General features: G+C 66.8%; 11 protein-coding genes. 3 read left to right on the forward strand and 8 right to left on the reverse strand.

The window, feature by feature from the left end; translation table 11 throughout:
• Window positions 1–18: 18 nt before the first annotated feature.
• On the reverse strand, window positions 19–441 hold the full coding sequence (locus OXM58_16765; GenBank protein MDE0150016.1) for a type II toxin-antitoxin system VapC family toxin: 423 nt from the start codon (window positions 439–441) through the stop codon (window positions 19–21).
• A gap of 10 nt (window positions 442–451) precedes the next feature.
• Window positions 452–697, reverse strand: a complete 246-nt coding sequence (locus OXM58_16770; protein MDE0150017.1) for a plasmid stabilization protein — start codon at window positions 695–697, stop codon at window positions 452–454.
• Between the two features lie 235 nt (window positions 698–932).
• Between OXM58_16770 and OXM58_16775 the strand changes: the two genes are divergently transcribed.
• Window positions 933–2,084 carry an acyl-CoA dehydrogenase family protein gene (locus OXM58_16775; GenBank protein ID MDE0150018.1) on the forward strand — a complete coding sequence of 384 codons (1,152 nt, stop codon included), beginning with the start codon at window positions 933–935 and terminating at the stop codon, window positions 2,082–2,084.
• A gap of 38 nt (window positions 2,085–2,122) precedes the next feature.
• Here OXM58_16775 and OXM58_16780 read toward each other — a convergent pair whose 3' ends face one another.
• From OXM58_16780 to OXM58_16805, 6 genes are all read right to left on the reverse strand, one after another.
• Window positions 2,123–2,950 (reverse strand): ABC transporter permease, encoded by an 828-nt coding sequence (locus OXM58_16780; GenBank protein MDE0150019.1) that lies wholly within the window; start codon window positions 2,948–2,950, stop codon window positions 2,123–2,125.
• Between the two features lie 3 nt (window positions 2,951–2,953).
• Window positions 2,954–3,949: an ABC transporter permease gene (locus tag OXM58_16785; GenBank protein ID MDE0150020.1), complete on the reverse strand. Its 996-nt coding sequence runs from the start codon at window positions 3,947–3,949 to the stop codon at window positions 2,954–2,956.
• A 135-nt stretch (window positions 3,950–4,084) separates the two neighbouring features.
• Window positions 4,085–5,368 (reverse strand): extracellular solute-binding protein, encoded by a 1,284-nt coding sequence (locus OXM58_16790; GenBank protein MDE0150021.1) that lies wholly within the window; start codon window positions 5,366–5,368, stop codon window positions 4,085–4,087.
• A gap of 150 nt (window positions 5,369–5,518) precedes the next feature.
• Entirely contained in the window at window positions 5,519–5,986 is a 468-nt protein-coding gene (locus tag OXM58_16795) for a hypothetical protein (GenBank protein ID MDE0150022.1), read from the reverse strand.
• 97 nt (window positions 5,987–6,083) lie between these two features.
• Window positions 6,084–7,484: an amidase gene (locus OXM58_16800; protein MDE0150023.1), complete on the reverse strand. Its 1,401-nt coding sequence runs from the start codon at window positions 7,482–7,484 to the stop codon at window positions 6,084–6,086.
• A 7-nt stretch (window positions 7,485–7,491) separates the two neighbouring features.
• A complete protein-coding gene (locus OXM58_16805) occupies window positions 7,492–8,553 on the reverse strand; it encodes a hypothetical protein (protein ID MDE0150024.1) in 1,062 nt (353 codons plus the stop codon).
• Between the two features lie 132 nt (window positions 8,554–8,685).
• Between OXM58_16805 and OXM58_16810 the strand changes: the two genes are divergently transcribed.
• A complete protein-coding gene (locus tag OXM58_16810) occupies window positions 8,686–9,345 on the forward strand; it encodes an isochorismatase family protein (GenBank protein ID MDE0150025.1) in 660 nt (219 codons plus the stop codon).
• Between the two features lie 13 nt (window positions 9,346–9,358).
• Complete coding sequence (locus OXM58_16815; protein ID MDE0150026.1) at window positions 9,359–11,785, forward strand: hypothetical protein; 2,427 nt, start codon at window positions 9,359–9,361, stop codon at window positions 11,783–11,785.
• Window positions 11,786–11,789: the final 4 nt, after the last annotated feature.

Genomic DNA, 11,789 nt, shown 5'->3' on the forward strand with positions numbered 1-11,789 from the left:
TCGCCGCGGCCGGTGTTCTTACACGCCCGTCCAAGGGTCGATTGCCTCGACGCCAATATCGGCGAAATCGCGGACGTTGCGCGTCGCTACGGCCATGCCTCGGCAGCGGGCGATCGCGGCGATCTGGCAGTCCGTCTCGCCGATCGGCCGGCCGGCGAATCGGCGAACGGCGGCAATTTCCGCATAGGCGCGGGCGGCGGCGCTGTCGAACGGCAGAATGCGCTCGGCAAATCCCAGGTTGAGCCACCGGGTGATCGAAGCTTCAAGCGAGTTTCTGCGTCGGCCGACCGGCAGGATGGCGATGCCGTAGCGCAGTTCTGCTTCGCCGACCGCAGTCAAAAACAGGTCTTCTGCATCCCATTGCGCAACCCAGGCCGTAACCGCCGGCGCAGGCGCCGGCCGCATGAGTTCGGATGCCACATTCGTATCGAGCACAAACATCCGATCCGGCTCACCTGAAGTCCGGCGGATCGCGCATCGGCCCGCGCGGCGGCAGTTCGAGGTCTAGACCGCCGAGGGACGCGAAGCATTCCCGGGTGAATTCAGCCAGGTCCTTGGGGCGCTCTTTCTTGTCGTTCACCGCTTCGCGCAGGATCACCCGCGCCTCTTCTTCCATTGACCGGCCGTTCCCGGCCGCCCGGATGCGCAGACGGATCTTCACGTCGTCGTCGAGTCTTCGGATCGTGATGCTCGCCATGGCCCTTCCCTCCGCGTCGTGCATCCCGGGATATACGGGGTGCCAGCAATGCAATCAAGCGACAGCCCGGAGGCGGTGCGCCGGGTCGTCCGGGAGGTTTCGTGGTATGAAGGGTGAAGGCGTCCGGGCCGACGGGTGTGGCACCGGGCCGGATCGCCGGCAGCCCGATTTTGCGAAGGCGGGTTTCGGAATCCACGCGCCGCCAAATCCTCCTCGAAGTTTTCCGGGACGAACCATGACCATGCCGACCGACCCGCCCCGCACGCTGTTCTCGCCGGACCACGAGATGTTCCGCGCTTCCGTGCAGTCGTTTCTGGAAGCCGAGGTCGTCCCGCATTACGCGGACTGGGAGGAAGCCGGATATACGCCGCGGGATATCTGGCTGCGGGCCGGCGAGATGGGTCTGCTCGGCACCGGCATACCCGAGGAATACGGCGGCGCCGGCGGCGATTTCCTCTGGGACGCCATCGTCATAGAGGAACTCGGCCGATACGGCCTCGCGGCGCCGGCCTGGGACATGCACGGACACATCATCGCGCCGATGATCGCCGCCCACGGCACCGGGGAGCAGAAGCGCAGAATCCTGCCGGCGATGGCGGCCGGGGAATCGATCTTCTGCATCGGACTGACCGAGCCCGGCGGGGGCAGCGACCTCGCCGCGCTGCGGACCCGCGCAACGGAGTCCGGCAACGGCTTCCTCGTGAACGGCTCCAAGATCTTCATTACCAACGGCCACATCGCCGATTACATTCTCCTGGCGGCGAACCGCCATCCGGACCGCGGTGCGAAGGGGGTATCCCTGTTTGTCGTGCCGCTCGATTCGGACGGCGTCACCCGCGGCCGGAATCTGAAAAAGATCGGCAACAAGGCGCAGGACACCGCCGAACTCTTCTTCGACGACGTTCGCCTGCCGGGATCGGCGCTGCTCGGCGCTTCGGAGCAGGGCTGGAGCCAGCTCATGCACGGCCTGGCCCGCGAACGGATGGTCACCGCCGTCCGGTCCATGACGATCGCCGAGGTCGCGCTCGAGCAGACCGTCGCCTACACCAAGAATCGAACCGCCTTCGGCCAGAGGGTCTTCGATTTTCAGAACACCCAGTTCAAGCTCGCCGAACTGGCGACGGCCTGCACGGCCATGCGCCCCTTCGTCGACCGGTTGATCCGGTTGCTGGCCGCGGACGAACTGAGCGCAGAACTCGCAGCGATGGCGAAACTCGCGGCCACGGAACTTGCAGACCGGGTGCTCGACGAATGTCTGCAACTCCATGGCGGGCATGGCTACATGTGGGAAACGCCGATCGCCCGGGCCTGGGCGGACGCCCGCGTGCACCGGATCTACGCCGGCACCAACGAGATCATGAAATATATTATCGGGCGATCGCTGTAGCGGCGCCAGCAATCGTTCCGGCCCGGCGTGTCCGGCTATTACCGCGCCCGCCGGTACAGGATGGTGTAGACCACGATGAACAGCCCGATCAGGCAGAAGGAGAAGATGGTGGAGGCAGTGCCGAGCGCGAACAGGGTCGGTCGGATGCGCTGGGTCATCGAGGCGTTAATGTCCAGCGGCAGGGTATTGTACTCGCCCGACAGCAGGGTCGTCCGGGCGAACTCGTCGTAGGACAGGGTAAAGCCGAACAGGCCGGCGGCGACGATGCCGGGCAGGATGAGCGGCAGGGTGATCTCGCGGAACACCGTCCATTCGCCGGCGCCCATGTCCCGGGCGGCCTCCTCCAAGCTGCTGTCGAACCGGTTGAACACCGCCATCATCACGAGAAAGCCGAACGGCAGGGTCCAGACGACATGGACGCCCAGGCCCGACGACCACCAGGCCGGCGGAATGCCGATCTGCTGCAACAGGGTGGCGAGGCCCAGGCTGAGCAGCACGCCGGGCACCATCAGGCCCAGCATGATCGTGTAGAACAGCAGGTTGGAGCCCCGGAACTTGCGCCGGAACGCCATCGCCAGCATGGTCGAGAACAGCGCCGTGATGACCATCACGACGAGCGCCAGGATGATCGACCGCGCGAGCGCGCCCTGCAGGTCGCCGATCGAGGACGGCTCCAGCAGCTTTTCCCACCAGTAGGTGCTGAAACCGCGCATGGGAAAGCTGGTGCCGCCGCGCCGGCCCTGGAAGGACAGGGCGAACATCGCGATCATCGGCCCGAAAATGAAGATGATGAACAGGATGTAATAGACGCTGAAGCCGGTCTTCACGGCCAGCGCCTTCGTCCTCCGCCTGGTCCAGCGTGCCATCGCCTACAGCTCCTTGCGGATGTCGACGACGCGCAGGATGAAGAACACGCCGATCATCATCGCGATCATCAGCATGATCGCGTTCACGGCCGCGAACGGATAGTTGGCGGTCCCGTAGTAGTTCAGGATCACCGTGCCGGTGGTCGAGGTTTTGCCGCCATAGACCACGACGGCGGTGGCAAACTCGCCCATCAGCATGACGAACAGGAAGATCATGCCGATGGCGACGCCGGGCAGGGACAGCGGCAGGATGATTTCACGGAAGACCTGGAAATTGCTCGCCCCCATGTCCCGCGCCGCTTCCAGGATATCCTTGTCGATCTTGGCGAGCGAAAAGAAGATCGGCCCGACGCACAGCACGACATAAAGCTGCGCCAGCGCCATCGTGTAGCCGAACTCGGAATACAGGAAGAAAGAACTCGGCTTGTCGATGACGCCCAGATTCATCAGCATCTTGTTGAACAGGCCGCGCCGGCCGAGCATCGGCAGCCAGGCCACGGCGCGGATCAGGTAGCTGGTCCAAAACGGCACCATGGCGACCAGGAACAGCGCAAGCTGCCATTTGAAATTCTTGACCTGCATCGCCAGGAAAAAGGCGATCGGGTAGCCGATGATCAGGCAGACGACCATCACGGTGAATGTAAAGCGGAAGGTCGTCCACAGGGTCGTGATGAAAATGCTCAGCTTCAGGAAATTGCGGTGCTCGGGGTCGAAGAACCCTTCCTGGCGGAAGAAGTTGCCGAAATTGATGAGCGTGAAGTCGGGCGTCATGCCGCCCCTGACCGGCGTCCAGAAGCTGAACACCACGATGCCGATCAGCGGCACCACGAGAAAGACGATCAGCCAGAGGCTTGCCGGTGCGACCAGCCAGCCCGGATGGATCATCTGGTCGCGCTTGGTCTTCTTGACGCGGACGATGTCCATCGCCGGCGGCGCCGGCTGGTCGCCGATCAGGCCGCGGTGATGCTGTTTTGCATGCGCTGGCGCGGTCTGAAGCATGGCGGCGTCAAGCGACGCCCGCCGGGGCGGCCGGGCGGACGAAAGGGGAAGGATCGGGGCGGCGCCGCAGGGGCGGGAACCGGCCCCGCCCCTGCCTTGCCGCTTCGGCCCTGAAGGCCGGCGTGTCTAAGCCCGTCAGGCGCTCAGGAACTCGGTCCAGCGCTTCACGAGGTAGTCGTTCTCCTTCATGAGCGAGTTCCAGACCGCGATATTCTTGAAGCGCGCCTCGTAGGAACCGCCGTCGCGTATTTCGCCTTTCTTGACGATCGGCGTGCCGAACGGATCGTTCAGCTCCTTGGCGGCGGGCTTGCCGAGGTACCAGAAGTCCCATTCCTCCTGCGAGAGATGGTCCTTCACGTTGCTCCACACCGACATGTAGTAGCCCTGGCGGGCGACGAAGGCGCCGCCCCAGCCGTCCAGCCACCAGTTGAGATACTCATAGGCGGCGTCAAGCTTCTTGCCGGTGACCTTGGCGGAGATGGCGCAGCCGCCGTGCCAGCCGCGCATGCCTTCCTTCGGCGCCGCGTAGATGCAGGGCACGCCCTCGGCCTTCACGGCGGTAACCGCCGGCGACCACATGCTCTGGATCGCGACTTCGCCGCTCACCATCAGGTTGACCGACTGGCCAAAGGTTTCCCAGAAGGCGCGGAAATGGCCCTCCTTCTTCTTCTTGATCAGGAAGTTGACCAGCTGGTCGATCTCGGCCCGGGTCATGTCGCCCTTGTTGCCGAACTTCATCAGGCCCATGGCCTCGACGGCCATGGCGGCGTCCATGGTGCCGATCTGCGGCGCGTTCACCAGCGCGACCTTGCCCCTGAAGTCGGCGTGGAACAGCTCGGCCCAGCTCTCGATCTTGCGGCCGGTCTCCTCCGGGTTGTAGCCGATCGAATCGGCGTTGTGCCAGCCCGGCAGCATGGAGATGTAGCGCGACGGCCCGTCGGCCCGGCTGCCGTCCGCGTTCAGCCAGAGATGGCGGAACGGCGCATCGCCCTGTCCCAGGCTCGAGCCCGGTGTCAGGCGGCCGGTCTTGGTCAGGTTCGAGACCTTGTCCCAGTTCTTGATGCGCTTGGTGTCGATCGGCTGCCAGACTTTCGCCGGGATCATCAGATCCATGTCGTTGAAGTAGCCTTCGGCGACCTCGTACTGGTCGTTCTGGTTCAGCATCTTGCCGACCATGGCGCCGTAGCCGAGCGCCTGGCCGCGGATCTTGTCGCCGGTGTCCTTCGACGCCCGGCTCTGGATCTCGTTGATGATGCTGACGCCGAGGCCGATGGTCCGGACAGATTCGGCGCCATAGACGATGGCCGGCGCACCGGTCATGGTTCCGGCCGCGGCGGCGCCTGCGGTTGTCAGCACGAAACGGCGACGCGACAGGCCGGTCTTCATCTCGTGCAATGTCGGTTTTCTCGGCATGGTCATTCTTGGATTCCTCCCTAGAGAAAAACGGGGTTGGCCCGCCCCGCCGCCGCTTTCCGCCCCATGGCGGTGCGGCGCGCTGCGAAGCGGCGCAACCTGTCACACCATACAAGTCAACGGGGAAACCGCAAACCGAAAAGCCGCGCCGGCAGGTCAGGCGCGTTCGGTGTGGAAGCGCACCAGCCGCAGCAGCCAGAAGATGATCGAGAACACGCCGGTCAGCACGATCAGCGCCAGGACGGCGGCGATCCGTTTGCCGAGGTCCGGGCCGAGGACGACCGGCTCGCGCACCAGGTAGACGATCAGGGTCTGGACCGATTGCAGCGTCGCGCCGGCGCCGATCAGGATGGCGATGAAGGTCGAGCCGCGCAGCGAACTCAGCACCATGTTTTCCATGCTGCGCTGTTCGACGATGTGCAGCCGGTAGGCCCGCCAGTGATATCCGCAGAAGCCGACGATGCCGGTGAGCAGCGCCGCCCAGAATACGACGTTGTCGAACGTTGTGTCCGCGATGATGAAATTGAACAGTTCTTCGAACGGCTTGTAGAAGAACAGGAAAATCAGGACGACGATGTAGACGAGGAAGCCGACGAGCGTCCAGAACCACCCCCAACCGCTCATCGCTCACCCCCGTTGCTGCCATGGCCGGCCGGCCGCAATGCCTTCCGCGCCGGATCGTGCTGAATAGCCGAAGACGGAAGGGTTAGGCAAATCGGCATTAGCCTGCCCGCTTTTCTTCCGCGTCGGCCATCGGCGGGCGCCGGCCGGCCCAGCCGCCCGCGGCTTCATAGCAGGCCGCGATTTCGAGCAGTTTCGCGTCGGCGTTCCAGTCGCCGATCAGTTGCAGCCCGGCCGGCAATCCGCCGGATGTCAGGCCGCTGGGAACCGAGACCGCCGGCTGGCCGGTGAAGGACGCCATGCGGGCCAACCGCCCGAGCGCCGCCGTACCGTCCACCGGGGCGCCGTCCAGGATGCCCTGCCCGTCGTTGGCGTCGACCGCCGGAATCGGCGTCGTCGGCAGGACGAAGGCGTCGAACCGCTGCATGAGGTCCGATACCTGCGCTTGCACTGCCTGCTGGATCGTCAGTGCCTTGTCGACATCCGCTGAGGATATGTCCCGGCCGGTGAGAACGCGTTCGCGGACGCTGGGCGAGAGCTTGGTGTCCGCCGCCTCGGCGCGCGCGCCGTGCAGGGCGTAGACCCGGCCGAGGGAGATCGTCGTCCAGGCCGCCACCGCATCGTCTGCGAATGGCAGGTCGAGGCGCTCGGTCTCCGCGCCGAGCGCTTCGAGAACGGCAATGGCTGCCCGGCAGTGCCTGTCGATATCCGGATCGACGGCGCTGTCGAACAGGGTTTCCGCAACGCCGATCCGGATGCCTTCGAGCGACGGCCTTGCCCGATGCCCGGCAAACCCGCCTTCCGGATCGAGCGCTTGCATCATCAGGGCGGTGTCGGCGACCGAGCGGGTCATCGGTCCGCCGGTATCGAATTCGCCGGCGAGCGGATAGATACCCTGCTGGCTGACGCGCAGGTGGGTCGGCTTCAGGCCCACGATGCCGCACAACGCCGCCGGGATGCGCACGGAACCGCCGGTATCCGTGCCCATGGCGCCGGGAACCAGTCCGGCCGCCACGGCGCAGCCCGATCCGCTGCTCGATCCGCCGCACACCTTGCTGCGGTCCCACGGATTCTTCGCCGTGCCGAAATGCGGGTTGATCCCGGTCGGGCCGAAGGCGAATTCGTGCAGATTGGCGAGGCCGACGACGATGCCGCCCGCCGTGCGCAGGGCGGCGACGGATTCGGCGTCCGCGGTGCCCGGACCTTCGGCAATCAGGCGCGAGCCGCAGGTCCGCGCCATGCCGCGCACGGCGAACAGGTCCTTGATGGCCAGCGGCACGCCGTGCAGCGGGCCGAGATCGTCGCCTGCCATGACCGCAGCCTCGGCGGCGCGGGCGTCGGCCAGCGCCAGGTCCGGATAGACCGAGATAAAAGCGCGCAGCCCGTCGTTCAGCCGCTCGATCCGGTCGAGGCAGGCCTGCACCGCCTCGACCGGCGAAACCCGCTTCTTCCGGATGTTCTCCGCCAGGTCGGCAATCGGCATCCATGTCAGGTCCGTCATGGGCTTCCTATCCTTCCGCCGCCGGGACCGCTGCGACCAGCGCGATGCCGACGAGGACGACATAGAGGCCGTCCTTGATCGCCGGCACGGCCTGCTTGTCCCGGTCGCGCGACGCGATCACTGCGATCAGCTCCAGAATGAAGAAGATGACGCCGAGGGAGAAGACCGGCCAGATCGTGTCCCACCAGGACGGATCCTTGGCTGCCGGGACGCCCTGCATCGCACGCCAGATCAGCAGCAGGATCGGCAGCAGCGTCAGGTAGAGGTAGGCGGCCAGGAAGCGGAGCCGCGTCAGCCGGCGGTCGAGCAGCCAGAAGACCAGGAAGAACGCCGCCAGATGCAGCATGTCCCAGATCAGCGACTCGTATTTGGCGCCCGCCGTCGACTCCAGCAGGTTCAGGAAACCGAGGATCAGGAAAAAGACCAACAGGTCGCAGAGCAGCCATTCGCGGAAGGATTCGCCGCCGTTCTTGGCGCTCCACGACCGGGTCGCCTTGTCGAACAGCATGACCAGCGCGACCGCGAACGACGCCGGATACAGCAGATACAGCACGATCGCGTATTGCTGCTCGGGCTTGAGGGCGATCCAGCACAGCAGCAGGATCGCCGCGACCGGCAGCAGCAGGCCGAACAGCCGCGCCGCGGACGGCGCTTCGACTGTGGCGGGCGCCGTCGCCTCCGCCGCTTCTTCCCCGTCGGCGGGCTGCGCGGTCAGACGCGGATGGGCCCGGATGACCAGGGTTGCCAGAAAGATGAGGACCGCACCGCCGGCGACCGCCAGCATCACGATGAAGAAGGCGAGCGCGTCGGGGTCGCTGCGCCACCGGCCGGCCTTCGCCTGCGCCGGGTCGCCGTCGAGCGGCGGAAACTGCCACACGACGATCAGGGCGACGGCGACGAGCAGGACGAGCGCCAGAACGATCTGCGGCCAGCGGATGTTGAGCTGGCGCGCGCCGGCGGACGTCGCCATGCGGATGCGCCCGGCCAACAGCAGCACCAGGAAGGCCAGCAGGCCGACAACGGCGATGCCGATCATGACTTCAAGAAAAGCGGTCGACCTCGCGTCCATCGAAGCTCCGTCCAGGGTATGCCGTCGGGCGGCGGCGGCCGGACGTTAGCCTGTTCGCCCCTGAATTCCAAACGGCTTGGACTCTCCGCCGGCAATCTGGTTTTCTGGCGCCCGCCGCTGCCGGAGGAAACCATGACCGACCCATCGAGCGAAACCTATGTCGACCGGACCTATGGCGCGGCCGGGATCGGCTATGGCGGCCGGCCCGGCGTCATCGTCGTCGATTTCCAGACCGCCTTCACCGAGCCGCAATACGCGCTGGGCGGCGCACCGCTGATCGAACGCGCGGTCGGCAATACCGCGCGGCTGCTGGACGTGGCGCGCCGGGCGAATGTGCCCATAGCCTCCTGCTATACCGCCTATTCGGCGACCGGCCGGGACCGGCCCTACTGGAAGGTCCAGGCGGTGATCGAAGACCTGGTGCACGGCCATCCGTCCACGCAGCTCGATCCGCGCATCCACGATCCGTCCTACGATGTCGCCTTCTGCAAGTCCGGCGCGTCGATCTTCTTCCAGACGCCGCTCGTCGCATTCTTCGCGAAAGAGCGGGTCGATACTGTGATCGTCACAGGCTGCGTGACCAGCGGCTGCGTGCGGGCGTCCGCGGTCGACAGTTTCCAGTGGGGCTTCCGGACCATCGTTCCGGAGGATTGCGTCGGCGACCATCATGAAGCGCCGCACCGCGATAATCTCCGCGACATCGGCCGGCGCTATTGTGATATTACCGACGCGGATTCGGTGATCGGCTGGCTCGAAGCGTGGCGCGGCCGCAACCGCCACGAGCCGAAATGACGAGAGACGCCCGATGAGCAGTTCCGGCAGCGATCTGACAAACTGGTTCGACAGCAAACTCGCCGATCTGCAGGAGCAGATCGACAAGCTGGGCAACGGCGAGGCGACCGCCCGCGCCCCGGAACCCGGCGGGCCAGCGGCCCCTGCGGAACCGTCCTCGCCGATGCCGCCCGCCCGCCCGAACGGCGACGGCATCGAAGCGCGGGCGCCTGCGCCGCCGCCCGGCGACGGCGACGGACGGTTCGTTCCCGAGGTCGGCCGAGGCAATGGCGACGGCGCTGCGATCGAGGCGCGCGAGGCCCGCTCCGGGCCGGGCAGTGCGGTCGCCGAGCGCCGTCCGGCGCCCATGGCCCGGCCGCGCCGGCGCACCGCCGTCGGCGGCGGCTACCGGCTCGGCGTCGATGTCGGCGGCACCTTCACCGACCTGCTGCTGATCGAGGAGGAGACCGGCCACGCCTGGACCGCCAAGGTGCCCTCGACGCCGCAGGACTCCGCCCAGGGTGTGCTGCACGGCATCGAGCGCATCTGCGGCTACGCCGGGATCGGGCCGACCGATATCGGCGCGGTGATGCACGGCACCACGGTCGCCACCAACACGATCCTGACGCAGACCGGCGCGCGGGTCGGCCTGGTCACGACCAAGGGCTACAAGCAGACGTTGCAGATTGCGCGCTCCTATGTGCCGGGCGGCCTCGGCGGCTGGGTGATCTTCAACAAGGCCGATCCCCTGGCGCCGCTGGAACTGACCATCGAGGCCGACGAGCGGACCGGGGCGAAGGGCGAAATCGTCGAGCCGCTGGACGAGGACGCGCTGCGCCGCGACCTTAAGAGGCTAAGCGGCGAGGGCATCGAGGCGCTGACCGTCTCGCTGATGAACGCCTATGCCAGCGGCGTCCACGAGCAGCGCATCCGGCGCATTGCCGAGGAGATCCTGCCCGGCGTGCCGATCTCGATTTCCTCTGAGGTCGTGCCGGAGATGTACGAGTACGAGCGGACCGAGACGACGGTCGTGAACTCCTACATCCGCCCGGTCGTCTCCCGCTATATCGAGAGCCTTAACGCCGAACTCGACCGGCGCATGAACGGCGTGCAGTTGCACATCCTGCGCTCCGACGGCGGCCTGGCGAGCGCCGACGCCGCCAAGGCGACCCCGGTCAACCTGCTGATGAGCGGCCCGGCCGGCGGCGTGTCCGGCGCCATCTGGATGGCCCGCCAGGCCGGCTACGACAATCTGCTGACCTTCGACATGGGCGGCACCTCGACCGATGTCGCGCTGATCCAGAAAGGCGTCGCCCAGACGCGGCGCGAGACCCGGGTCGGCGACGTGACGGTGCGGGCGTCGTCGGTCGATGTGCGCACGGTCGGCGCCGGTGGCGGCTCGATCGCCTATGTGCCGGAATTGACGAAGGCGCTGCGCGTCGGGCCGCAGAGCGCCGGGGCGGAGCCGGGCCCCGCGGCCTACGGCCGGGGCGGCGACGAGCCGACCGTGACCGACGCCAATGTCGTGCTGGGCTATCTGCCGTCCGGCGCCCGGCTCGGCGGCGAGATGGCGCTCGACTACCGGGCCGCCGAGGAGGCGGTCGGCAAGGTCGCGAAGGCGATGGACCTGCCGCTCAAGGCCGCGGCCGAAGGCATCGTCAACATCGTCAACGAGAACATGTTCGGCGCCCTGCGGCTAGTCTCGGTCGAGCAGGGCTTCGACCCACGCGATTTCGCGCTCATCGGCTTCGGCGGCGCCGGCCCGCTGCACGCCAACGCGCTCAGCCGGCTGATGAATTCCTGGCCGGTCATCATCCCGCCGGGCCCGGGCGTGCTGTGCGCCTACGGCGATGCGACGACCCGGGTGCGCGACGAAGCTTCCCGCACCTTCGTGCGCCGCTTCGACGAGACGACGGACGCCGAGGTCGCCGAAGCGCTGGAGGCACTGGCCCGGCAGGCGGCCGAGGCGCTCAATGCCGAAGGCGTGCCCAGTAGCGAGCAGTCGGCGCTCTACCAGATCGACCTGCGCTACCACGGCCAGGGCATGCAGCTCACGGTCGACATCACGCCGGAGGATTTTGCCCAGGGCGGCCTGCGCGAGGTTGCGCGCCGCTTCGACGAGCTGCACGAGCAGCTCTTCACTTTCCGGCTCGACACCATGCACGAATCCTACAATCTGCGGGCCCTGGTGCAGGGCCGGGAGAGCGCTGCGACGGCCGAGGAGCTGCCGCAGGGCACCGGAGACGCCTCCGGCGCCGTCCGCGAGCAGACGCGGGTCTATATCGAAGGCCGCGAACACCCGGCGCAGATTTACGACCGCGCCCTGCTCAAGGCCGGCGACCGCATCGCCGGGCCGGCCATCGTCACCGAGATGGATTCGACGACCCTGATTCTGAATGGCCATACCGGCGCCGTGGACGAGGTCGGCAACATCCTCATCCGCCCGATGAACGGCCGATAGGGAG

It is taken from the genome of Rhodospirillaceae bacterium, from assembly GCA_028819475.1.
Classification (GTDB): domain Bacteria; phylum Pseudomonadota; class Alphaproteobacteria; order Bin65; family Bin65; genus Bin65.